The sequence below is a fragment of the Pseudomonas sp. MF08875 genome, assembly GCF_059862525.1.
In genome coordinates, this window is sequence record NZ_JCBCUW010000027.1 from 64,142 (window position 1) to 85,920 (window position 21,779).

Here is a 21,779-nt window from a genome sequence, read left to right on the forward strand (position 1 = left end):
CAATGTTCCAGAAGAGCTGGGTAAGCCGTGGCGTCACCACTGCGGCCGTGATGGGGATCTTCACACCTGTGGTTGCACAGGCCGACTTCGTTGATGACAGCCAAGTCAGCCTGGGGATGCGCAACTTTTATATCGACCGCGACTACAAACAACATGACGCGCCGCAATCGCGTATTGGCAGCTGGACCCAAGGCTTCGACTTTCGCGCGATCTCCGGCTACACCGAAGGCACGCTGCAGTTCGGCCTGGACCTCTCGGCGCAGTACGCCTATCGCCTGGACGGCGGCGGTGGCCGGGGCCCAGACACGATCATCCCGTATGACGCCAGCAAGGGCGTGCAAGTGCGTGACTACGGCCGCGCGGCGCTCACCGCCAAGGTGCGCTACAACAAGACGGAACTGAAAATCGGTGAACTAAGGCCCACGTTGCCCGTGGCCTACATGGACGATTCGCGGCAGTTGATTACCACCTATCACGGCGTACAACTTGAATCCAAGGACGTGGACAACCTGACCCTCACCGCCGGGCGCTTTACCGAAATCAGTTCGCGCGAATCCTCCAACACCGAGAAGATGTACTTGTTCAACGGCCCCAATGTGCAGCGGCGCAGTGACGGCTTGAACTTTGGTGGCGCGACCTATGCATTTACCCCGAACTTGTCGGCTACTTACTTTTTTGGGCAGTTGGAAGATATCTATAAGCAACATTACCTGGGCTTGACCTATAACCATGACTTGGGCGGCGGTTATGGCCTGAAGACGGACTTGCGTTACTTCAATAACAGTGAAGACGGCAAGGCCCTATATGGAGATATCGACAACCAGTCCTACGGCGTCATGACCACCCTGAAAAAGGGCGCCCATGCCCTGGGTGTCGGCTATCAGCGCATGCTCGGCGACTCCTCCTTCCCGACCCTCAACGGCTACGCGCCGCAGCCGTACCTGGTCAACTGGTCCACGGTGGCGTTCGTCAAGCCCAACGAGAGTTCCTGGCAATTGCGCTATGACTACAACTTCGCCGGCATGGGCTTGCCGGGGCTCAAATTCATGACCCGCTACCTGCGTGGCAGCGGCGTGGACCGTGGCCGCAACGACCTGGACCAAAACGTCGAGAGTGAACGCAACATCGTCCTTGGTTATGTGGTGCAAAGCGGGCCACTCAAGGACGTGGGGTTTGAATGGCGGCGCATCGACGTGAAAACCCGCTACGGCAACGGCAAGGCCTCGGGCGCGGACTATGAGGAAAACCGCCTGATTACCACCTACACCTGGAAGTTCTGACAGCTCCGGTGCTGCCCGCGCATCGGGCAGCCTCGCGCTTCACCGGTTTCCTTCGCCCGGGCCACTCTTGCCGGGCTTTTTTTCGCGGCGCGTTTACGCCGCCCTCCAAGGATTACCTATGCGTCGTTTTTACCGGGGCCGCGACTTGAGTCGGGTCCACAGCGTTGCCGAACTGGCCGACATGGCCCGCCGGCGCCTGCCGTATTTCGCCTGGGAATACCTGAGCGGCGGGGCGCAGGATGAACTGACCCTCACCGACAACCTCGATGGGTTCAGCGCCTATGGCCTGCACGCCCGCGCCATGGTGCCGTGCCATCCGCCCGCCACGGCGCGGGCCGTGCTGGGGCGGGTGTTGCCCGTGCCCCTGCTGATCGGGCCGACCGGCTACAACGGCTTGCTGCACCGCGATGCCGACATTCACCTGGCCCGGGCGGCCACGGCCCGAGGCTTGCCGTTTTGCCTGAGCACCGCTGCCAATACTTCCCTTGAGGCATTGGTGGCGGCGGTGCCAGAAGTGAACCTGTGGTTCCAGCTCTACGCCATGGGCGACCACCGTGTGCAAAACGACCTGCTGCGCCGCGCCGCTGCCGTGGGCAGCCGCACCCTGCTGTTGACCTGCGATGCCATGGTGCTGGGCAACCGCGAGTGGGACCGGCGCAATTTCGCCAAGCCGCGCCAGTTGGCGTGGCGCAACACGCTCGACGTGCTGCGCCACCCGCGCTGGCTGCAGCAAGTGATGTGGCCGGCCGGGCTGCCGGGCATGGGCAACCTGGAGCCTTACCTGCCGCTCAACGAACGCAATGCCTTGGGTTCGATGGCGTTTATCGGCCGGCAGATGGACAGCTTGCTCGACTGGGACAAACTGGCGCGCCTACGCGACCAATGGGGTGAACGCCTGCTGCTCAAAGGCGTGCTGCACCCGGCGGACGTCGAGCGCGCCATTGCCCTGGGGCTCGATGGGGTGGTGGTGTCCAACCACGGCGGCCGGCAATTGGATGGCGCCCCGAGCAGCCTCGCCGCCCTGGCCGCCATCGCCCCCCAGGCCCGCGGCCGGCTCAGCCTGCTGCTGGACGGCGGCATTCGCCGGGGCAGCGACATCGTCAAGGCCCTGGCCCTGGGCGCCGATGCCGTGCTGCTGGGCCGCGCCACCCTCTACGGCGTCGCCGTGGCTGGCGAAGCGGGCGCCGGGCGGGCCCTGGATCTGTTGACCCAGGAACTGGTGCAAACCCTCAACCTGATGGGCTGCACCCACCTCAGCCTCTTGGGCCGCGACAACCTGTGGGAGCGCAGGAGGTAATGATGAAACTTTACGAATTGATGACCTTTACCGTGCGCGTGCGCACCGTCACCTCGGCCATGGCCTGCCTTGAGCCGCGCTTGGCCCAGGCCGGGGGCACGCTGATGGGCTGCTGGGCCTCGGAAATCGGCCCGCTGAACCAGATCACGGTGCTGCGCGGCTTTGCCGACGAAGGCGCACGCCAGGCCGAGCGCGAGCGTTACCTGGCCACAGCCGACGCCTTTGGCATCGACGCTTACCTCACCGATATGCGGGTGGAGAACTATTCGCTGTTTCCCTTCCTGCAACCGTTGCCTGCCGGGCGCCATGGGCCGTTCTATGAATTGCGCGTCTACGACCTGGTGCCCGCCGGCCTGGCGCCGACGCTCAAGGGCTGGGAAAACGCCGTGGGGCCACGCACCGGGCCTGGCTACTCGCCGGTGTACGCCGCGTTTTATGCCACCGATGGCCGCTTGCCGCGCTACCTGCACATCTGGCCTTATGCCTCCTTGGAACAACGCCTGGACGTGCGTACCCGCGCGGTGCAGGACGGCGTCTGGCCCCCGGAAAACTCAGGCCCGCAACTGCGCGACATGCACTCGGCCGTGTACCTGCCGGCGCCGTTTTCGCCGTTGCAATAAACACCCTGGCAGGCGCGGTGCTCGGTGGGAGAAGGGGCTGGCCATCCCCAGTGGGAGCGGGCCCTGCCCGCGATGGGGCCGGTACAGGCGATACGTTTCTTGCAACTTAGAAGCCGCCATCGCGGGCCGGCCCGCTCCCACACAAGCCCCCCACAGTTCAAGAGTGATGTTTGGCACCGCCTCCCTGTTCACACCCCCAGGTAGCGCTGTGACAACTGCGGCGCCTGGGCCAGTTGGGCGGGGGTGCCGCTCCACACCTGGCGGCCTTTCTCGATGATGTGGTGGCAGTCCACCACGCGGGCCATTTCCTTGAGGTTCTTGTCGATCACCAAAATGGTTTCGCCTTCGGCCTTGAGGCTGGCCAGGCAACTCCAGATGGTTTCGCGGATGATCGGCGCCAGGCCTTCGGTGGCTTCGTCGAGGATCAGCAACTGCGGGTTGGTCAGCAGGGCGCGGGCCACCACCATCATTTGCTGCTCGCCGCCGGAAAGGGTCTTGGACAACTGGTCCTGGCGCTCCTGCAAACGCGGAAACAACTGGTAGACCCGCGCCAGGTCCCACTTGCCCCGTGTGGCGGTGGCCAGCAGGTTTTCCCGCACGCTCAGGCTGGCGAAGCCGCGCCGGCCTTCGGGCACCAGCCCCAACCCGGCCTGGGCGATGCGGTAGGACGGCGCGCCGCGCATTTCCCGGCCGTGGATCAGCACGCTGCCAGCGCTGGGCTTGAGCAGGCCCATGATCGATTTGACAGTGGTGGTTTTGCCCATGCCATTACGGCCGATCAGCGACACCACCTGGCCTTGTTCGATGCTCAAGTGCATGTCGAACAACACTTGGCTCAGGCCGTAGCCGGCCTGCAAACCCCTGACTTCAAGCATGTTCTTCTCCCAGGTAGGCGGCGCGTACGTGCGGGTCGTTGCGCACCTGCTCGACGCTGCCGGTGAGGATGGTCTGGCCATAGACGAGCACGGTGATACGGTCGGCCAACGCAAACACGGCGTCCATGTCGTGCTCCACCAGCAGGATCGCGTAGCGGCCCTTGAGTTCGAGCAACAGTTGGGTCATGCGCGCCGACTCCTGGGCGCCCATGCCTGCCATCGGTTCGTCCAGCAACAGCACCGAGGCTTCCTGGGCCAGGGCCAGGGCGATTTCCAGTTGCCGGCGCTCGCCGTGGGACAACGCGCTGACTTGCGCATGGCCGCGGGCCACCAGGCCCACCCGCGCCAGGTAGTCGGCGGCGGGGGCCAGCAGGCTCTGGTCGCTGGCCAGCGGCTTCCATAGGCCGAAGGTCTGGCCGTCGCGGGCGGCGATCGCCACCGCGACGTTTTCCAGCAGGGTGAATTCCGGGTACAGCTGGCTGACCTGGAAGGCTCGCGCCAGGCCCAGGCGCGGGCGCTGGTGGGCGGGTACGTCGGTGATGTCCTGGCCGTTGAGGAAAATGCGCCCCTTGTCCGGGCGGATCTCCCCGGCGATCTGCGCGATCAGGGTCGATTTGCCGGCGCCATTGGGGCCGATGATGGCGTGTAGTTCTCCCGGGGCGATATCGAAGCTCGCACCGTTGGTGGCCTTGACCGCGCCAAAGGTTTTTTCCAGGGCCTGGACCGACAGTTGCGGGTTCATGGGCGTACCTCGTGTTGGGCGATTGCGGTTGGCGCGGCCGACGGCTTGCGCCGCCATGGCCAGGGGCTGAGCAGCAAGCCGTAGAGGCCTTTTTTGCCGAACAGCACCACCACCAGCAGCAACGGGCCGAAGATCAGCAGCCAGTGCTCGGTCCACAGGCTGAGCACCTGTTCCAGGCCCAGGTACACGGCGGCGCCGAGGACCGGCCCCAGCAGGGTGCCGACGCCGCCGAGGATGACCATCGCCATCAGTTCGCCGGACTTGTGCCAGGCGCCCATGTTCGGGCTGACGAACATCGCGTAGTTGGCCCAGAGAATGCCCGCCAGGCCCCCCCCGACACCGGCGATGACAAACGCCCCGAGGCGATAGCGCAGCGGGTGCAGGCCCAGGCTGATGCTGCGCCGTTCGCTTTGCTTGAGGCCGCGCAGCACGTAGCCGAAACGCGAATTGACCAGGCGCCGGCAGAACAGCAGCCAAGCCACCAACAGGCCCAGGCACAGGTAGTAGAACTGCACCGGGTTATCCAGGTCGATGCCCGGCAGGGTGTTGCGCTCGCTGAGCAAAATGCCGTCGTCGCCGCCATACAACGACAGCGAACTGAGGACGAAATAGAGCATTTGGCCGAACGCCAGGGTAATCATGATGAATTGCACCCCGCTGGTACGCAGCGACAGGTAGCCCACCACCACGGCAAACAGCGCGCACACCAGCAGCGACAGCGGCCAAACGAGCAGCGCGCTGTTGGAACCGTCCCAGCCCCACAGCGGCAAGGCCTGGGAGGTGTGAAAACCGATCACCCCCACCACGTAGCCGCCCAGGCCGAAGAAAGCCGCGTGGCCGAAGCTAATCATCGCGCCATAGCCGATCAGCAGGTCCAGGCTGGCGGCGGCCATGCCGTAGATCGCCAGGCGCGTAAACAGGCTGACCAGAAAGGGTTCGTGCAGCAGCGAGGCCAGCAGCGGCAGGAGGGCGAACGTCGCCAGGCAAAGCAGGTCGATCAGGACTCGACGGGACATGGGGTTCTCCTCAGGCACGGGCGGGCAGCAGGCCGCGGGGGCGGACCAGCAACACCACGGCCATGACGATGTAGGCGCTGGCGGAAATCAGCCCGCCGCTCAGGGTGCCGCTGACTTCGGCGGGCAACAGTTGGTCCAGCAATTGCGGGATGTACGCGCGCCCCAGGCCATCGACCATACCGATCAGCAAGGCCCCGGCCAGGGCGCCGCGCACCGAGCCGACACCGCCGACCACGATGACCACGAAGGTGGTAATCAAGACCTTTTCACCCATGCCGATTTCCACCGACAGCAAGGGTGCGGCCATGAACCCGGCGAGGCCGCAAAGCACGCAGCCGAACACGAACACCAGGGTGTACAGGCGTGCGATGTTCACCCCCAGGGCGCCGACCATTTCGTGGTCGTCGGCCCCGGCGCGGATCAGCATGCCCAGGCGCGTGTGGTTTATCAGCAGCCACATGGCGATCGCCACCACGGCCCCGGCGGCGATGAACAGCAAGCGGCTGACCGGGTACATCAACCCCGGCAGCACTTCGACGAAGCTCGAATACCACTCGGGCGTGGGCATGGCCGGTGGGCTGCGGCCGAACAGCACGGTGATTAACTCGTTGGTGAAGAACACCACCGCCAGGGTGGCCAGTACCTGGTCGAGGTGATCGCGGTTGTAGAGGCGGCGCATGATGCTGGTTTCGATCAGCAGCCCGTACAGGGCCGAGCCGATCACCGCCGCCAACCCGGCGAGCCAGAACGAGCCGCTCAGCGACGCGGTGTAGGCCGCGCAGAACGCGCCGACCATGTAGAAGGCGCCGTGGGCCAGGTTGATGACGCCCATGATGCCGAAGATCAGCGTCAGGCCGGAGGCCAGCAAAAACAGCAGGGCGCTGTATTGCAGGCCATTGAGGATTTGTTCGAGTAGCAGCATGCGGGGAATCCTACGCAAGGTGCCTGGCGGGTAAGGCCGCCAGGCACGGGACCGGAAGGTCGGCTTACAGCGCGCACTCGGCGGCGAAGCTGTCCACTTGCGCCTTGGCGATGGTCTGCACCGGCACCTGGACCAACTTGCCGTTGGCATCGGCCTCTACCCGCAGCAAATACCAGTCGATGACCGCGTGCTGGTTTTTGCCGAAGGCGAAGTCGCCACGGATCGAGTCGAACGTGACGTTGCGCAGAGCACTGCGCAAGGCCTCGGGGTCTTTGAGGTTGCCGTCCACGGTTTTCAGGGCGGCGCCGATCAGGCGGGCGGTGTCGTAGGTTTGCGCGGCGTACACGGTGGGCACGCGCTTGTACTTATCGTTGAAGGCCTTGACGAAGGCCTGGTTGGCCGGGTTGGTGGAGCCGGGGTTCCACAGGGTGACGATGTTCATGCCCTTGGCCACATCACCGGTGGCGGCGAGCATGCGTTCGTCCATGGAGAACACCGGCACCACCATCGGGATGCTCTTGTTCAGGCCCGAGCTGCCGTACTGCTTGGCGAAGTTGATGCCGGCACCACCAGGGTGGAACTGGAAAATCGCGTCAGGCGCCAAGGAGCGCACCCGGGCCAGCTCCACCGAGAAATCCAGTTGGTTGAGCTTGGTGTAGATCTCGGTGACTTCACCCTTGAAGGTGCGCTTGAAGCCTTCCAGGGCATCGCGGCCACCCTGGTAGTTGGGGGCGAGGATGACCATTTTCTTGTAGCCCAGGTCGTTGGCGGCGACGCCGGCCATTTCGTGGATGGTGTCGTTCTGGTACGAGGCCACGAAGTAGTGGGGCTTGCACTGTTTGCCGGCCAGGCTGGAGGGGCCGGTGTTGTTGCTGATGTAGAAGCCGTCCTTGGTCGCGGTGTTGACCACCGCCGCCAGCACGTTGGAGAAGATCACCCCGGTGTACAGCGAGATGCCGTCCAGGCTCATGCGGTCGATGATCTGCTTGGCGCGCGCCGGTTGCAGGCCATCGTCCTCCACCAGCAGGCTCACCGGTACGCCGCCGAGCTTGCCGCCCTCCTGGTCGATGGCCAGTTGAAAGCCATCGCGCGAGTCTTCCCCCAGGTAACCGGCCGGGGTGGAGAGGGTGGTGATGAAGCCGATGCGCACCGGGTCTTGGGCCTGGGCCGCAAGGCTGGCCAGGCAACTGGCCGCCAGGAGTGTACCCACGAGTTGTTTTTTCATAGTGCCGCCTTTAGTGAAGCCCGCATCGCACGGGCTGTAGTTATTAGTGGAGGGCAGTAAAAAATTTCGGGCGCCTGGAATGTGTTGTGGGGGTGGCTTCCCGTGTCAGGTGTTGCTCTGGGTGAATTTCTCGTAGTACAGGCGGGTCTGGTCCAGGGCCTGGGTGTCGAGCCATTGCTTGATCGACTCGACCATCGGCGGCGGCCCGCACAGGTACATGTCCAGGGCCTGGTCGCGGAACTCGGCCAGGTCGAAGTGCTCGGTGATGTAGCCGCGCTTGCCGTGCCAGTCCGGGCTGGGGTCGCTGATGACCGGGGTGAAGCGAAAGCCCGGGATGCGTTCGGCGTAGGCCGCGATGCGCTGGGTTTCGCACAGGTCCGCGGCGTTGCGCACGCCGTAGTACAGGTGCACCGGGTGGCCGCAACCGCCGCGCTCGGCGATTTCGTCGAGCATGCCCAAAAAGGCCGACAGGCCGGTGCCGCCGGCGACGAACACCAGCGGCTTGTCGACGTGGCGCAGGTAGAAGGCCCCCAGGGGCGCTTCCAGCAGGATTTCGTCGCCGATCAGGCTGCGTTCGCGGATGTAGTTGCTCATCAGCCCGTCGGGCAGCAAACGGATCAAGAACTGCAACTGGTTGCCGCTGTTAGGGCGGTTGGCGAAGGAGTACGAGCGCTGGCCGTGGGTGCCGGGTATTTGCAGGCGGGCGTATTGGCCGGGCAGGAAATCCAGTTGCTGGCCATCGGCGCCGGCGTCCAGGTGCAGGATCGCGGTGTTGGGCGAAACCTGCTCCACCGCGCGCACGATGCCCTTGAGCCGGCCTGGCCCTGGGGCATTGCACAGGCTGGAGGCGAAGTCGAAGTAGAACGCGGCGTCGGAGCTGACCCGGGTCTGGCAGGTGAGCATCTTGCGTTGGCGCAGGTCTTCGGCCGACAGCGCTTCGTCGTCGACATAGTCCTGGCTGTACTGGCCCGATTCGCAGCGCCCCTGGCAGGTGCCGCACACGCCCTCGCGGCAGTCCAGGGGGATGTTGATGCCGTTGCGCAACGCCGCATCGAGCAGGATTTCGTGGCTCTGTACCGGGAAGAACAGGGTTTTGCCGTCGGCAAAACTGAAGGCGACCTTGTGGCTCATGATCCAGACTTCCGCCAGTCAGAGGTGATAGAAATCGAGCACCGAATTGATGGTGTCGTTGAGCAGCAGCACGTGCTTGCGGGCGATCTTCCAGCTCTCGCCATCGGGCCGCAGGCGGTAGGTGGCGCGGCCGAAGAACTGCTCGGCGGTTTGCAGGCGGTAGTAGAGGGTGTGCCAGTTGACTTGCACCTCCAACTCATCGTCGGCCAGCGGCGCGATGCGCACGTTGCTGAGCAGGTGCAGGGTGCGCGGCATGGGCACGGTGGAGGCGGATTTGCCGGTGCGGATGCGGAACACCCGGTCTTCCAGGCCGCCCCGGTTGGGGTAGTAGATCAGCGACATGGCCCGTTTCGGGTCGCGGGTGTACTCGTGCTCCGAGTCCCATTGCGGCAGGTGGAATTCGCTGTCGTCGCTGAACATCGACAGGTAGGTGTCCCAGTCCTGGGCGTCGCAGGCCTCGGCGTTGCGATAGAGAAATTGCTCGACGCGGTATTGCAGTTGCGAATTCATGTTCACACCTCACGCAGTTTCAACGGTTGCTCTTGCTCGGCCTTGCGGGCCAGGCCTTCGAGCAAAAAGCGCTGCCAGTTGCCGTGTTGGTTGACGTAGAGGCCCTCGTGGGTGAACTCGGTGCCGGTCAACGCCGGCGAGATGCCGATGGTTTCGCTGTTGGCCGTGGGGCCTTCGACCCATTTGCCCACGCCCCGGGAGATGTCGCTCCAGCGCTCCAGGCGTGCCTGGAAGCCGCGCTGGGCTTCGCGGAACTCCACCAGGTCATCGGGGGTGCCCATGCCGGAGACGTTGAAGAAGTCCTCGAACTGGCGGATGCGGTTTTCCCGGTCGGCATCCGACTCGCCCACCACGCCCAGGCAGAAGCTGTTGATCTCGGTCTTGTTCCAGGCAATCGGGCGGATGATGCGCAACTGCGAGCTGATCTGGTCGAGAAAGAACATGCTGGGGTAGATGTTCAGGTTGCGCAGGCGGTGCATCATCCACTGCGCCTTGCCCTGGCCGTACTCTTGGAGCAGGCGCGGCATGATGGTGGCGTAGCCGGGGCGCACGCTGGGGTTGGGCATGTCGCTGAACAGCACGCTGTGGCCGTTGTGGAAGGCGAACCAGCCGTCGTCGGTTTCCTTGTCGCCGGCGCCGAGCTTGCTGTAGTCCAGGGTGTCGGCGCTGGTCAGGCCTTTTTCGTTGTTGACCTGCTGGCGGTGCTGCACGGTGGCCACGTAGTTGTAGTGCACGGTGCTGACGTGATAACCGTCCAGGCCGTTTTCGTTTTGCAGCTTCCAGTTGCCGTCGTAGGTGTAGGCCGATTTGCCCGGCAGCACCTCCAGCTCACCGGTGGGTGATTGGGCGACCATCATGTCGAAGAACACTTTGGCGTCGCCCAAAAATTCCTGGAGGCTGTCCTGGCCGTCGACGTCGAGGCTGATGAACACAAAGCCCTTGTAGCTCTCGATGCGCGCTTTTTTCAGGCCACGGGTGGCCTTGTCGAACCCTTCGGGGTACTCGCCGGGGGCTTTGACCTTGACCAGGCGGCCGTCGCTTTTGTAGCACCAGGCGTGGAACGGGCAGGTGAAGGTGGACTGGTTGCCCTTGCCGACGCGGGTCAGGGTGGTGCCGCGGTGCTGGCAGGCGTTGATGAGGGCATTGAGCTGGCCCTCGCCGTCGCGGGTAATAATCATCGGCTGGCGCCCGGCGCGCATCGTCATGAAGTCATGCTTGTTGGCGATTTCGCTTTCGTGGCAGGCGTAGATCCAGTTCTTCTCGAAGATCAACTCCATTTCCAGATCAAACAAGTCCGCCTCGGTGAATATATCCCGGGCAATCCGGAAGACGCCGTCGGCGGGGCGAAAGTCCAGGCAGCCTTCAATAAAGTTTTTCCATTGTTCGACGCTTCTTGCACTGCTCATTAATCGATACCTCGTTGCATCGGGCTAATTCGTGCATTCAATAAATACGCTGTGCCTGCATTAAATAAGTTGCGGGGGGTTGGGTCTATCCGCTTTATCGGTGAACACAGGCCATAAAATTGGCCGCCCGGCGCGGCCCTGGCCGTGGGCGATAACGCCAAGTAACTGGATACGAGTCTCGAATTAACAGGCTAGAGAGTCTGGCGCCATTGGCGCTTAATCACTGGCGATGCGGGTTTGCCCAGTGGCCGGCCCGGCATCGACCCGAACGACTCATGCTTAAAAATTTAATAAAGAAACAACTGCCAACTATTGGGGCGGCTACTTTGGTCGCACCGCTACTTAATGTGCCCGCACATTAAAAGAGAGGGATAAGTTATGTTTCAAGCGAGTTGGTTTACCCGTGGTATGCAAACGGCCAGCCTGGCGGCATTAATGACCCCGATGCTGGCCCAGGCGGACTTCGTTGAAGACAGCCAGTTGGCCCTGGGGTTGCGTAACTTTTATATCGACCGCGACTTCAAGGGTGACAACCCGAAGAACTCCCGGGTCGGCAGTTGGACCCAGGGTTTTGACCTGCGCTTCAACTCCGGCTACACCGAAGGCACCCTGCAATTTGCCCTCGACGCCTCGATGCAATACGCCTACCGGCTCGACGGCGGTGGCGGCCGCGGCCCGGACAGCATCATCCCCTACAGCACCCGCCGCCAGGAGCAGGCCACCGACTACGGGCGCGGCGGCTACACGGCGAAAGTGCGCTATTCCAAGACCGAGCTCAAATACGGCGAACACCGGCCCACGCTGCCGGTGGCCTACACCGACGATTCGCGGCAATTGGTGACCACCTACCACGGCACGCTGATCGAATCCAAGGAGGTGGACAAACTCACCCTGACCGGCGGGCGCTTCACCGAAATCAGCGGCCGCGAATCCTCCAACAGCGAAAAAATGTACCTGTTCAACGGCCCCGATGTGCAGCGGCGCAGTGACGGCTTGAACTTCGGTGGCGCCAGTTACGCCTTCACGCCGGCCCTGACCGGCACCTACTTTTACGGGCAACTGGAAGACATCTACCGCCAGCATTACCTGGGCGCCACCTACCTGGCCGACCTGGGCAGTGGCTATGCGCTCAAGACCGACCTGCGCTATTTCAATAACAAGGAAGACGGCGATGCCCTTTATGGGCGCATCGACAACCGCTCCTACGGCGCCATGACCACCCTACGCAAGGGCGCCCACTCCTTTGGCCTGGGCTACCAGCGCATGCTCGGCGACAGCACGTTCCCCACCCTCAATGGCTACGCCCCGCAGCCGTACCTGGTGAACTGGTCGGCGGTTGCCTTCGTCAAGCCCAACGAAAAATCCTGGCAGGCGCGCTATGACTACGACTTCGCCGGCCTCGGCCTGCCGGGCCTGCGCCTGATGACGCGGTACATGCGTGGCAGCGATATCGACCGCGGCGCCCTGAGCGACAACAGCGAGTCGGAGCGCAATATCTACCTCTCCTACGTGGTCCAGGAGGGGCCGCTGAAGAACCTCGGCGTAGAGCTGCGCAACATCAACGTCAAGTTCCGCCACGGCAATGACTTCGACGAAAACCGCCTGATTACCACCTACACCTGGAAATTCTGGTAAACCGGTGCCGCCGGCCGGTGGGGTAACACCCGCCGGCCGATCTGGGCAGGTAATACCCAACCCCGCCGCTGGGGGATACCTGCCCGGCGCACCGGCGGCTCATCTGTGTGCATTTTTGCAGCGCCACTGTGTGGTTTGGGGCGCGTGGGGAAGCGGGAATTCCTGGCGTTGTGCTATCGCTGGCCGATTAGTCGCTGAATGATATCCGCATATTTCGCAAGGGCCCCGCGGCGCCCCACGCGGCATGAAGATTGCTGTTTGACCGTAAGACGTGCCGTCAGAGCGCGTACAAAAAAACAGCAAACAGCCGTGGGTGCCCCGTGATGAGTACAAGCCTTGATGTGCATGTTCGAGACATTCGTATAGAGCGCTATGACCTCAATGGCGCGCGACAGTGGATGGCCGGGATCTGCGGGCCGCACCTGCTCAAGACCCAGTACCCCAACCGCATCCAGTTCCATCACAGCGCCAATGTGCTCAAGTCGATGTCCACCACCCTGGGGGTGATCGAGTACGGCACGGACGTGACGGTGGGCATCGAAGACGTCGAACACCTCAACAGCTACAGCCTCAGCCTGCCCCTGGTGGGCGAGCAGCACCTGAGCAAGGACGGCTGCCAGGTGACCTCCGACCGCGACAGCGCAATCATCGTCTCGCCCCACGAAAACCAGGAACTGACCATCAATGGCGATTGCCGCAAGGTGCAGGTGGTTATCACCCGCGCGGCCATGCGCAAATCCCTGGAAGACATGCTGCAACGGCCCCTGGAAACGCCCCTGCGGTTCGAGCCGGTGATGGACGCGGTCAACGGCGCGTCTGCGTCCTGGTGGCGCATGGCGCGCTATTTCATCGGCGAACTGGAGCGCAGCCGCGAGCTGTACGACCAGACCTTTTTCACCCGTGATATCGAAAGTTCGCTTATCAAGGGCTTGATCCTCGCCCAGCCCAACAACTACTCCGACGAATTGCGCGACGTGCTCGGCGTGAAGCTGCCGCACTACCTGATCCGCGCCAAGCAGTACATCCACGATAACGCCCGCGAGGTGCTGCACCTGGAGGACATCGAGGCGATCTCCGGGGTGTCGCGGTTCAAGCTGTTCGAAGGCTTCAAGAAATACTTCGGCATGTCGCCCATGGCCTACCTGAAAAAGTACCGCCTCGACGCCGTACGCCAGGAAATCCTCGAAGACAACTCGGCGCGCAATATTTCGGTGATCGCCATGGGCTGGGGCTTCAACCACCTGGGCCGTTTCTCCAGCGAGTACCGCAAGTTGTTCGACGAGACGCCCAGCAGCACCCTGCAACGCAACGAAGCCCGCCGCAACCGGTCGCTTTGAGCCATGGCCGGGTTAGCGGGGGCGGGGCTCGACCTGTCGCGGCTGTGCCAAACGCCGGTGTTCACCAGCCAATCGCGCCAGGAAAGCCATCGGCTGCTGGCCCGTGAGTTGGTCGAGCACGACCTGAGTTGGCGCGCAGGCACGGTCGATACGGCGTTCTTTCGCGCGCAAGTGGGGCGCTGCCAACTGTTTGTGTTGCGTTATGGCGCGGAGGTTGAGGTGCGGCCCCGGCCGTTCACCGATTTCGTGCTGATGCAAATGCCCCTGCGCGGGCGCGCCAGTATCGAATGCGACGGCTTGGCCCTGGAGCTGGAAGCGGGGCAGGTGGCGGTGCTCTCGCCCAACCGCCAGGCGCGGCTGGTGTGGCACCGCGGTTGCGAACAGCTATTGCTCAAGGTGCCGCGCGCGTTGTTGCGCCTGATGCAGGAACGGCTGGTGGACGAAGGTGGGCTGGCCGCCGATTTCAGCCTGCCGCCAGCCTACCGGCTCGACACGGGCCAGGCCCGTGGCTGGCTACGTTTGGTGGATGACCTGCTGGAACAACTGGGGGCCAGCGCCGGCGAACCGGCCCATGGCCACTGGCTGCGGCACCTGGAAGAAAGCCTGCCGCTGTTTTTGCTCACCCACCCGCCGAAAGTCGAAGGTTTGGCCTTGGCCGGGTCCCCGGCCCAGCGCCAGGCGTTGCGCCAGTTGCACAAGATCGAAGGCTTGATGCGCAGCCGCCTGGGGGAAGCGCTGTCCCTCACCGAGCTGGCGGCCACGGCGGGGATGAGCGTGCGCAGCCTCAACACCCTGTGCCAGCGCTGCTACGGGCAAACCCCCATGGAGCGCCTGCGCAACCTGCGGCTCGAAGCCGTGCGCGAGCGCTTGCGCGATGGCCGCGAGCTGAGCATCACCGAAGTCGCCCTGGAACACGGCTTCGCCCACCTCGGCCGCTTCGCCCGCTACTACCGCGAACGCTTCGGCGAGCTGCCGCACCAGACTATTGCCCAGTAAGTGACCGGGGGCGCGGTGGCCTGGCCGCACATTGCGCTATCACCCTCACTGAATTGTGGGAGCAACGGTCTTACACCGATCATTCGTCACCGCTACTCAGTGCCGCCCATCGCGAGCAGGCTCGCTCCCACAGAGGAAAAATTAAATCCCAGCCACCGCACCGTTCAATTGTGGGAGCGGGCCTGCCCGCGATGGCGGCCTATCAGCCGCAGCAAATGTATTGCCGCTACTGGACCCATCGCGGGCAGGCCCGCTCCCACAGCGTTTGCCAGCCTTTACGGGGAAGGCTGGCGCTAGCGTTCGGCGCTGTCCGCCCATTTGCCCATCAGGGTGTTGGAGGGCAGTTGTTCGTCGAGCAGTTTCCTCGCCGTTTCTACCCCGGCCACCGGCAGGCCGGTGGGGTCGAGGAGGCCGATTTGCACGAGGACGCTGGCCTGGTCCCAGTAGATGTGCTCATGGCACAGCTTGTCGCCGCGGAACTTGATGACCCCCAGCATGGGGATTTCCACGTATTTGCCGGTGGGGGCGACGTTGGGCAGCATCCAGTCGATTTCGCTGGTGTGGGTAAAGCACATGACGAATTCATCGACTATCTGCGTGGCCCCCACGGTGCGGGAGATGGGCACCAGTTTCATGTCCGGCGGGTTGGCGTGGACAAAATGGTTCTGATAGAAGCGGCTCAGTTCGCGGTAGCCCACGCCCCCGGTCATGGTGGGAATGTGGTTGACGTAGGGCTCGGCGACCATGGTCGCCATGGTCGCCGGAACATCGCGCACGGCGAATTCAAACTCGATGTGTTTTTCCCACAGTGCGGACAGGTTGTAGTGCGGGCCGATGGCCTGCCTCAGCGCGGCGATGCTGCGTTGGTGCGCCATCAGGGCGGCGGGTTTGTTGTAGTGCATGCCGCCGTGGCGGGCGAAGGCGTGGTCCACCTCGGGGTAGGTGTAGATCTCGACGTTGGGCCGCGCGCCCAGGCGTTGGCTGATGAGGGCGCGGGCATTGGCGTCGCAGTAGCCGTCCTGTTCGGCGAAGTGCAGCACCAGGTGGCCCTTGATGCGCTCGGCTTCGTCCAGCAGGTGCTCGATGCCCATGCCGTAGTAGCCCACCGCGCAGGCCACGTCGGTGCGGGTCGCGGTCAGGTAGGCGAGCTTGCCGCCCATGCAGAAACCCACGTAGCCCAGGCCGCTGGCTTCGACCTCGGGCAGCTCACGCAGGGCTTTGAAGCTGGCGTCGATGTCCTCGACGGCCTTGTCTATGTCCAGGCGCTGGAACAGGTCGATGGCGCGGGCGAAGTCGGCTTCGGTGTAGCCCAGGTCCACCCCGGGTTCCAGGCGCCAGAACAGGTCTGGCACCAAGGCGACGTAGCCTTCTTCGGCGTAGAGGTCGGCCACTTCGCGCATGTTGGCATTGATGCCGAAAATCTCCTGGCCGATCACCACCCCCGGCCCCTTGCCGCTGGCGGGGAGCGCCAGGTAACCGCTGAAACTGCCGCTGCCGTCGCTGGCCTGTACCTTCATCATCTTGCCCATGGTGTTACCTCGTTTTCGACTCATCAGGTGTTGTTGTTTTAGTTGCCTACTGGTCACGCAAACGCTCGAACCAGGTGCGTGGCGACAGGCCCTGGTCGGGGCCGAGGATCGAGAAACCGCCGTCCACCGGGATATCGACGCCGGTGATCCAGGACGCACCCTGGCTGCACAGGAAGGCCACTACCTGGCCGATTTCCTCGCCGCGGCCCACGCGCCCGAGCGGGTGAAAGGTAGCACCGATCCGGTCGGCCACGGCCACATCGCCGCCACTGAGGCTGGCCACCGAGGGCGACCAGGTCCAGGCCGGCGATACGCTGATGACCCGGATCGCCGCCGGCGCCAGGCTCACCGCGAGGTTGCGGGTCAGTTGCAGGAGCCCGGCCTTGGACGCTGGGTACAGGGCGCGGCCAGCGGCGCCGAACTTGCCGCCGGTGCTGCCGATGTTGATGACCGTGCCGCCGCCCGTCATGTGGGGCGCGGCTTTTTGCACGAAGATCGCCGCCGACACCAGGTTGACGTTGAGGGTCTTGAGCCATTGCGCACGGTCCGACAGCAGCCCCTGGTCGTCATACACGCAGGCGTTGTTGACCAGGATGTCGAGGCGGCCGAACGCGGCCAGGGTGGCGGCGATGCAGGCATCGATATCGTCGTCGCGCTCGACGTCGCAGGCTGCAAAACGGCAGCGTTCACCCAATGCCTCGGCCAGGGCCGCGCCCGTGTCGCGGTTGCGTCCCACCAAGGTGACGCTGGCGCCGGCACGCAGCAGTTGGCGGGCAATGTCGGTGCCCAGGCCCTGGGTGCTGCCGGTGACGATCGCCACCTGGCCTTGCAGGTCGGCAGTCGGCAGGGGCTTCATGGCCGATCCCCCAGGGTGCTGGCGACATCGCTGAGGGTGGCGATCAGGCTCATGCTCTGCAGCGCTGCGCGGTGGGTTTCAGGGTTGGCGGCGGCGCAGGCATCGGCCAGGACCGTGACCTCGAAACCGCAATCGACGGCATGGCGCACGGTGCTTTCCACCACCGAATGGGTGGCTACGCCCGCCACCAGCAATTGGCGTGCGTCGAGCTGGCGCAGCAGGGTGTCCAGGGGCGTGCCGTAGAAGGCGTTGATGCGGGTGTGGGTGACGACAAACTCGGTGGCGCTGGCCAAGGGTTGCAGGGCGTCGTGGAACTGCGCGCCCCAGGTGCCTTCGCGCACCGCACCGCTGGCCGCCACGGCGCGCAGGATCGGCGCGTTCTGCACCAGGTCGGCGTAGTCCGGGCGATAGGCCACGCGCACATGAATGATCGGCCAGCCCCGGGCGCGGGCGCCGTGTTGCAGGCGCATGGCCGCGTCCAGCACGGTGGCGCGGGCCGGGTCGTCGGCGGCCAGGCCGACGCGGATGCGCCCGTCGGGGTGCAGCACGTCGTTCTGGTAGTGCAGGGCAAGAACGGTCGGGCGCCCCATCAGACAAATACCTCCAGGTTGGCGAACACGTCGTTGCAGTTGATGAGGTCGACGCGCTTGAGCTGGATCTTCCAGCCGCCCCCCTCCTGGCTGGCCAGTTTGTAGGTATAGCGCCCGGCCAATTGGCGTTGCACCAGGCGCCATTCGCTGACCTGGAAGGAGGCGCTCACCACCAGCAGGCCCTGGCGGTCGAGGCCTTCGACCATCACGTTGCCCACCAGGTGGGCGGTGCGGGTGGGCGGTTGTTGCGACCAGTTGCGCGGGTTTTCCACGCGGCGGATGCGCACCTCGCGCAGCATGCGGTTTTCCCAGAACAGCGAAATATGCTCGAACGGGTTGGCCTGGCCGTGCTGCTGCGGCGCCCAGTACATGCCGCTGTCGGTGAACAAGCGGTCCCATTCCCAGAAGCGCCGCTCGTCCAGCAGGCGCGCTTCGCGGTAGAGGAACTGTTCCAGCTCACGCAGGGTGTCGCCGGGCACGTGGGCCGGGGCCAGGTTGTCCGTGGCGACGTCGAAGGTGCGATCAAACAGCATGGGTGCTCTCCTTGGCGATCAGGGTGGCGGTCATGTAGTGCTTCCACGCGGCGAACTGGTTGCGCATGGGCAGCTCGCTGGTGCCGTTGGTGGAGATTGCGCCGTCGGGCAGCCCCTGGTCGGTGCCGGCATAACGATGCTGGCTGATCCATTCGCCGCCGCGGGTCATGTTGCCTTCCTGGCAACGGGCGTAGACCTCCACGTCATCGGGCATGACGTTGGAGGAGGGTGAGTTGATGACGTTGGCGTAGGTCAGCGCCCGGTCGAACACCGCATCCGGCGCGCCTTTGCAGCGGAACGTCTGGATTTCCACCAGGGTCTGGTCCACGGCCATCGGGCGGATGATCCGAAACTGCATGAACACGGTATGGGGCGAGCCGCTGCCGTAGATCACCGTGTTGTGGCGGTTCATGCCCAGGATGGCACGGGCGCGTTCTTCGCCATAGGCCGCGCTCAGGCACTCGAAGTGGGCCTTGGACACCTCGTCGCGCTCGGCGGCGGCTGGGTCGAAGATCGCTTCCATGTAGCCATGGCCGTTGTGGTAAGCGCGCAGTTCGAGTTTTTCCCAGAAGTCGTAGGGCTCGCCGTTGCCGTCCATGATGAGCAGCTCGAACGGCATCTCGCCCAGGCTCTGCGCCTCGCTGCGGGCCGCGTCCACCGAGGATTCGTGGGTGACGCGGGCGTGCATGGTGTCGTGCAGGTTCTCGTAGAAGACCTTCCAGTTGGAGCGCTGCACCACCCGGAAAATGCCGCCGGCCACTTCCACTTCACCCACCGGCGAGCGGTCGCAGAGATTGTCGATGGAGGTGATGACGCCGCCGAGAAAGCCCTTGAGGTCCGGCCCATGGGGGCTTTGGCTGGCGAACACGAAGCCGCGATAGCTGTCGACCCGTGCCAGGCCCACCATGGAGAAATCCGGGTGGCTGGGGTTGAAGCAGGTGCCCTCGAAGGCGTTTTTCAGCGGTGCCGAGAGGTGCTGGCCGTCGAGCTTGAAGGTCCAGGCGTGGTACGGGCAGCGGAAGAACTTGCCGACGTTGCCGTCGCCTTCGGCTACCAGCTTGGCGCCCTTGTGCGGGCAGCGGTTGTACAGCACGTTGACGCGCTTGTCGGCGCCACGCACCAGGATCACGTCCTGATCGCCGATGCGGGTGGCGTGGTAGTCGCCGGGGTTTTTCACCTGGCTCTCGTGACCCACGTAGATCCAGGCCTGGCCGTAGATACGCTGCATTTCCAGGGCAAACAACTGAGGGTCGGTGTAGACGCTTTTGTGCACGCTGTCATCGCGCACCAGGGCGGCGATCTGTTCGTTCGTGGGAATCATGGTGTCTCCTTTTAACCAGCCATAAACAGGCGCGTGGGGTGGCCACGCACTTACAAGTCGAGCACCAGCCGAGCGCTGGAGGCGCGCGAGACACAGGTGCAGAAACGGCCGTCGCTGCGCTCGCGCACTGACAGGCAGATGTCGCGGTGCTCGGCGCTGCCTTCGAGCACCTGGGCCACGCAGACCCCGCAGTCGCCACGGCGGCAATCGAACAGCGGGTCCAGGTCGGCGTCGAGCATGGCCTCCAGCACACTCTTGCCCGCAGGCACCTGGAGGGTGATGCCGCTGCTGCGCAGTTCCACTTCAAACCCGGTATCGCCCGTGGCGTCGAGGCTGCCGGTGAACAATTCGCTGTGTACGTGGCTGTCGTCCCAGCCCAACTCACGGGCGCTGTGCAGCACGTTGGCGATCAGGGCTTTGGGCCCGCACACATAGAGCTGGCGGCCGTTGTGGGGGGTGGCCAGTAGGCTGGCCAGGGGCAGGCGCCGCGCCGGGTCGCCGCCGCTGATCCAGCAGTGGGCGCTGCCCAGGGCCCGGACTTCTTCCAGGTACGCCATGCCCTGGGCCTCGCGCCCGGCGTAGTGCAGCGTGAAGGGCTGCTGGCCGGCGGCAAGCGCACGGGCCATGCCCAGCATCGGGGTGATGCCAATGCCGCCGGCGATCAACAGGTAGTCGCTCGCCTGCGTCACCAAGGGGAAATGATTCTTCGGTGCCCGCACCTGTAGCGGCTGGCCGACCTGCAATTGGTGGATCCAGCGCGAACCGCCGCTGCTCTGTTCTTCCAGTTGTACGGCGATCTCGTAGTGGGCGCGGCCCGGCAGGTTGACCAGGGAATAGGCGCGCCATTGGGGCTTGCTGCCCGCAATCTGGATCTCGATGTGCGCCCCTGGAGTGAAGCCGGGCAGGGGCTGCTGGGCATCCGCCACCAGGATCAGGCGGCGAATGCGCGGGGTGAGCGGGTCGATTCGTTCGATACGCAAGGACAGGCTGGGCATGCACGATTCCTGAAACGGGGCGAGCAGGGCCCGCCGTTGAAGTCGCCCTCACTGTAGGCACGGCGCGCGGGGCGAAAAAGCCGATATCGGCAAGTCGTTAGCCGCATTTTGCGTAAATGCGCGCCAGGGCTGGGGGCACTCATCACTGTGGGAGCTGGCCCAGGTGCCCATAGGGGGGAGGTATTGGCGGGCGGCTATGCAGCGGCTAAAGTCGGCATTTTTTTGACGGAGGAACGAACATGCAGGCATTCAACAGTGGCTGGGGACAATGGCGGCTGGGGGCCGCTGCCGGGCTTCTGCTCGTTATGGGCGCCGCCCAGGCCGAGGTGGCGCCGCCGGTGCGCGCCGAGATCACAGGCTTGCTGGACTTTGTCGAGCACAGCGGCTGCCAGTTCGTGCGCAACGGCACCGCCTACCCGGCCCCGCAGGCGCGCGAGCATTTGCAAAAAAAACTGACCTACCTGGAAGGCAAGAAACGGATCAACAGCGCCGAGGATTTTATTGAACTGGCCGCCACCCAAAGCAGCATGAGCGGCAAGCCTTACCAAGTGCGTTGCCCAACGGGCTCGCAACCAGCGGGCACCTGGTTGAACACCGAGTTGCACAGGCAGCGCGCTCAGTAGCCAGCGGGTTGACCCGCGCTCGGCCGTAAAGGGTGCCGGGCGCAACACCTAGTGGGGCGGCTGCGTACCCCCGCGCGGGAGAGCCCGTTTGCTACCAGCAGCCTTTACCCAACACCTACGCACGCTGGGTATTTACAGGTCCCTTGCTAACCGCCTAGGCCTGGGCACTTAGGCGGGGAAGTGCTGGCGGTTACAACACCTAACTAACAGGTCGTGTAGGGCGTTTCTCTAATTTATGTAGGCCTCATATTTAAACGCTCCACCCCCCCTCAATCCTCCCCCGCAACTAGGCACAATGCCGCCGCGCCCCGCTGCCTGGCGCGTTTCACATCCCAACGCT

21 protein-coding genes are annotated in these 21,779 nt (G+C 64.2%); 7 read left to right on the forward strand and 14 right to left on the reverse strand.

The window, feature by feature from the left end:
* The first annotated feature begins 2 nt into the window (after positions 1-2).
* From AC19YT_RS17050 to AC19YT_RS17060, 3 genes are all read left to right on the forward strand, one after another.
* Positions 3-1,280, forward strand: coding sequence for an OprD family porin (locus tag AC19YT_RS17050; RefSeq protein WP_500610673.1), 1,278 nt, complete (start codon positions 3-5; stop codon positions 1,278-1,280).
* A gap of 118 nt (positions 1,281-1,398) precedes the next feature.
* A complete protein-coding gene (locus AC19YT_RS17055) occupies positions 1,399-2,577 on the forward strand; it encodes an alpha-hydroxy acid oxidase (RefSeq protein WP_500610674.1) in 1,179 nt (392 codons plus the stop codon).
* A gap of 2 nt (positions 2,578-2,579) precedes the next feature.
* Positions 2,580-3,197, forward strand: coding sequence for an NIPSNAP family protein (locus AC19YT_RS17060; protein WP_095111085.1), 618 nt, complete (start codon positions 2,580-2,582; stop codon positions 3,195-3,197).
* A gap of 188 nt (positions 3,198-3,385) precedes the next feature.
* Here AC19YT_RS17060 and AC19YT_RS17065 read toward each other — a convergent pair whose 3' ends face one another.
* The 8 genes from AC19YT_RS17065 to antA all read right to left on the reverse strand — a co-directional run bounded on the left by AC19YT_RS17065 (position 3,386) and on the right by antA (position 11,024).
* A complete protein-coding gene (locus AC19YT_RS17065; RefSeq protein ID WP_011078047.1) occupies positions 3,386-4,072 on the reverse strand; it encodes an ABC transporter ATP-binding protein in 687 nt (228 codons plus the stop codon).
* Positions 4,065-4,814, reverse strand: a complete 750-nt coding sequence (locus AC19YT_RS17070) for an ABC transporter ATP-binding protein (RefSeq protein ID WP_500610675.1) — start codon at positions 4,812-4,814, stop codon at positions 4,065-4,067. Before AC19YT_RS17070 ends, AC19YT_RS17065 begins: the two co-directional genes overlap by 8 nt.
* Positions 4,811-5,830 (reverse strand): branched-chain amino acid ABC transporter permease, encoded by a 1,020-nt coding sequence (locus AC19YT_RS17075; RefSeq protein WP_500610676.1) that lies wholly within the window; start codon positions 5,828-5,830, stop codon positions 4,811-4,813. Before AC19YT_RS17075 ends, AC19YT_RS17070 begins: the two co-directional genes overlap by 4 nt.
* Before the next feature lie 10 nt (positions 5,831-5,840).
* Entirely contained in the window at positions 5,841-6,752 is a 912-nt protein-coding gene (locus AC19YT_RS17080; RefSeq protein ID WP_016502303.1) for a branched-chain amino acid ABC transporter permease, read from the reverse strand.
* A 64-nt stretch (positions 6,753-6,816) separates the two neighbouring features.
* Positions 6,817-7,977, reverse strand: a complete 1,161-nt coding sequence (locus tag AC19YT_RS17085) for an ABC transporter substrate-binding protein (RefSeq protein WP_095111087.1) — start codon at positions 7,975-7,977, stop codon at positions 6,817-6,819.
* A gap of 105 nt (positions 7,978-8,082) precedes the next feature.
* Positions 8,083-9,108, reverse strand: a complete 1,026-nt coding sequence (antC, locus tag AC19YT_RS17090; RefSeq protein ID WP_011077859.1) for an anthranilate 1,2-dioxygenase electron transfer component AntC — start codon at positions 9,106-9,108, stop codon at positions 8,083-8,085.
* Between the two features lie 18 nt (positions 9,109-9,126).
* A complete protein-coding gene (gene antB, locus AC19YT_RS17095) occupies positions 9,127-9,618 on the reverse strand; it encodes an anthranilate 1,2-dioxygenase small subunit (protein ID WP_011077860.1) in 492 nt (163 codons plus the stop codon).
* A 2-nt stretch (positions 9,619-9,620) separates the two neighbouring features.
* Positions 9,621-11,024 carry an anthranilate 1,2-dioxygenase large subunit gene (gene antA / locus AC19YT_RS17100; RefSeq protein ID WP_500610677.1) on the reverse strand — a complete coding sequence of 468 codons (1,404 nt, stop codon included), beginning with the start codon at positions 11,022-11,024 and terminating at the stop codon, positions 9,621-9,623.
* Between the two features lie 378 nt (positions 11,025-11,402).
* Here antA and AC19YT_RS17105 point away from each other — a divergent pair, with 378 nt between their 5' ends.
* The 3 genes from AC19YT_RS17105 to AC19YT_RS17115 all read left to right on the forward strand — a co-directional run bounded on the left by AC19YT_RS17105 (position 11,403) and on the right by AC19YT_RS17115 (position 14,992).
* On the forward strand, positions 11,403-12,659 hold the full coding sequence (locus AC19YT_RS17105) for an OprD family porin (RefSeq protein ID WP_011077863.1): 1,257 nt from the start codon (positions 11,403-11,405) through the stop codon (positions 12,657-12,659).
* 323 nt (positions 12,660-12,982) lie between these two features.
* On the forward strand, positions 12,983-13,996 hold the full coding sequence (locus AC19YT_RS17110; protein WP_176465174.1) for an AraC family transcriptional regulator: 1,014 nt from the start codon (positions 12,983-12,985) through the stop codon (positions 13,994-13,996).
* A 3-nt stretch (positions 13,997-13,999) separates the two neighbouring features.
* The gene (locus tag AC19YT_RS17115) at positions 14,000-14,992 is read left to right on the forward strand and encodes an AraC family transcriptional regulator (protein WP_011077865.1); all 993 of its coding nucleotides are present in this window, start codon (positions 14,000-14,002) and stop codon (positions 14,990-14,992) included.
* Positions 14,993-15,285: 293 nt separating this feature from the next.
* Here AC19YT_RS17115 and AC19YT_RS17120 read toward each other — a convergent pair whose 3' ends face one another.
* Genes AC19YT_RS17120 through AC19YT_RS17145 form a run of 6 tightly spaced genes read right to left on the reverse strand, consistent with a single transcriptional unit; the run spans position 15,286 to position 20,816 of the window.
* Positions 15,286-16,521: a dienelactone hydrolase family protein gene (locus AC19YT_RS17120; RefSeq protein ID WP_011077866.1), complete on the reverse strand. Its 1,236-nt coding sequence runs from the start codon at positions 16,519-16,521 to the stop codon at positions 15,286-15,288.
* 46 nt (positions 16,522-16,567) lie between these two features.
* Positions 16,568-17,377: an SDR family oxidoreductase gene (locus tag AC19YT_RS17125; protein WP_011077867.1), complete on the reverse strand. Its 810-nt coding sequence runs from the start codon at positions 17,375-17,377 to the stop codon at positions 16,568-16,570.
* Positions 17,374-17,967, reverse strand: coding sequence for a cysteine hydrolase family protein (locus tag AC19YT_RS17130; protein WP_095111092.1), 594 nt, complete (start codon positions 17,965-17,967; stop codon positions 17,374-17,376). Before AC19YT_RS17130 ends, AC19YT_RS17125 begins: the two co-directional genes overlap by 4 nt.
* A complete protein-coding gene (locus AC19YT_RS17135; protein WP_500610678.1) occupies positions 17,967-18,500 on the reverse strand; it encodes an aromatic-ring-hydroxylating dioxygenase subunit beta in 534 nt (177 codons plus the stop codon). Before AC19YT_RS17135 ends, AC19YT_RS17130 begins: the two co-directional genes overlap by 1 nt.
* The gene (locus AC19YT_RS17140; RefSeq protein ID WP_500610679.1) at positions 18,490-19,821 is read right to left on the reverse strand and encodes an aromatic ring-hydroxylating dioxygenase subunit alpha; all 1,332 of its coding nucleotides are present in this window, start codon (positions 19,819-19,821) and stop codon (positions 18,490-18,492) included. Before AC19YT_RS17140 ends, AC19YT_RS17135 begins: the two co-directional genes overlap by 11 nt.
* 50 nt (positions 19,822-19,871) lie before the next feature.
* Positions 19,872-20,816, reverse strand: a complete 945-nt coding sequence (locus tag AC19YT_RS17145) for a PDR/VanB family oxidoreductase (protein ID WP_500610680.1) — start codon at positions 20,814-20,816, stop codon at positions 19,872-19,874.
* A 239-nt stretch (positions 20,817-21,055) separates the two neighbouring features.
* Here AC19YT_RS17145 and AC19YT_RS17150 point away from each other — a divergent pair, with 239 nt between their 5' ends.
* Positions 21,056-21,439: a YfeK family protein gene (locus AC19YT_RS17150; RefSeq protein WP_011077871.1), complete on the forward strand. Its 384-nt coding sequence runs from the start codon at positions 21,056-21,058 to the stop codon at positions 21,437-21,439.
* Positions 21,440-21,779 lie beyond the last annotated feature (340 nt).

Excerpts from the sequence above, each read along its gene's own strand:
- AC19YT_RS17050 (WP_500610673.1), top strand. The coding sequence starts at position 3 with ATGTTCCAGAAGAGCTGGGTAAGCCGTGGCGTCACCACTGCGGCCGTG.
- AC19YT_RS17055 (WP_500610674.1), top strand. The coding sequence starts at position 1,399 with ATGCGTCGTTTTTACCGGGGCCGCGACTTGAGTCGGGTCCACAGCGTT.
- AC19YT_RS17060 (WP_095111085.1), top strand. The coding sequence starts at position 2,580 with ATGAAACTTTACGAATTGATGACCTTTACCGTGCGCGTGCGCACCGTC.
- AC19YT_RS17065 (WP_011078047.1), bottom strand. The coding sequence starts at position 4,072 with ATGCTTGAAGTCAGGGGTTTGCAGGCCGGCTACGGCCTGAGCCAAGTG.
- AC19YT_RS17070 (WP_500610675.1), bottom strand. The coding sequence starts at position 4,814 with ATGAACCCGCAACTGTCGGTCCAGGCCCTGGAAAAAACCTTTGGCGCG.
- AC19YT_RS17075 (WP_500610676.1), bottom strand. The coding sequence starts at position 5,830 with ATGTCCCGTCGAGTCCTGATCGACCTGCTTTGCCTGGCGACGTTCGCC.
- AC19YT_RS17080 (WP_016502303.1), bottom strand. The coding sequence starts at position 6,752 with ATGCTGCTACTCGAACAAATCCTCAATGGCCTGCAATACAGCGCCCTG.
- AC19YT_RS17085 (WP_095111087.1), bottom strand. The coding sequence starts at position 7,977 with ATGAAAAAACAACTCGTGGGTACACTCCTGGCGGCCAGTTGCCTGGCC.
- antC (WP_011077859.1), bottom strand. The coding sequence starts at position 9,108 with ATGAGCCACAAGGTCGCCTTCAGTTTTGCCGACGGCAAAACCCTGTTC.
- antB (WP_011077860.1), bottom strand. The coding sequence starts at position 9,618 with ATGAATTCGCAACTGCAATACCGCGTCGAGCAATTTCTCTATCGCAAC.
- antA (WP_500610677.1), bottom strand. The coding sequence starts at position 11,024 with ATGAGCAGTGCAAGAAGCGTCGAACAATGGAAAAACTTTATTGAAGGC.
- AC19YT_RS17105 (WP_011077863.1), top strand. The coding sequence starts at position 11,403 with ATGTTTCAAGCGAGTTGGTTTACCCGTGGTATGCAAACGGCCAGCCTG.
- AC19YT_RS17110 (WP_176465174.1), top strand. The coding sequence starts at position 12,983 with ATGAGTACAAGCCTTGATGTGCATGTTCGAGACATTCGTATAGAGCGC.
- AC19YT_RS17115 (WP_011077865.1), top strand. The coding sequence starts at position 14,000 with ATGGCCGGGTTAGCGGGGGCGGGGCTCGACCTGTCGCGGCTGTGCCAA.
- AC19YT_RS17120 (WP_011077866.1), bottom strand. The coding sequence starts at position 16,521 with ATGGGCAAGATGATGAAGGTACAGGCCAGCGACGGCAGCGGCAGTTTC.
- AC19YT_RS17125 (WP_011077867.1), bottom strand. The coding sequence starts at position 17,377 with ATGAAGCCCCTGCCGACTGCCGACCTGCAAGGCCAGGTGGCGATCGTC.
- AC19YT_RS17130 (WP_095111092.1), bottom strand. The coding sequence starts at position 17,967 with ATGGGGCGCCCGACCGTTCTTGCCCTGCACTACCAGAACGACGTGCTG.
- AC19YT_RS17135 (WP_500610678.1), bottom strand. The coding sequence starts at position 18,500 with ATGCTGTTTGATCGCACCTTCGACGTCGCCACGGACAACCTGGCCCCG.
- AC19YT_RS17140 (WP_500610679.1), bottom strand. The coding sequence starts at position 19,821 with ATGATTCCCACGAACGAACAGATCGCCGCCCTGGTGCGCGATGACAGC.
- AC19YT_RS17145 (WP_500610680.1), bottom strand. The coding sequence starts at position 20,816 with ATGCCCAGCCTGTCCTTGCGTATCGAACGAATCGACCCGCTCACCCCG.
- AC19YT_RS17150 (WP_011077871.1), top strand. The coding sequence starts at position 21,056 with ATGCAGGCATTCAACAGTGGCTGGGGACAATGGCGGCTGGGGGCCGCT.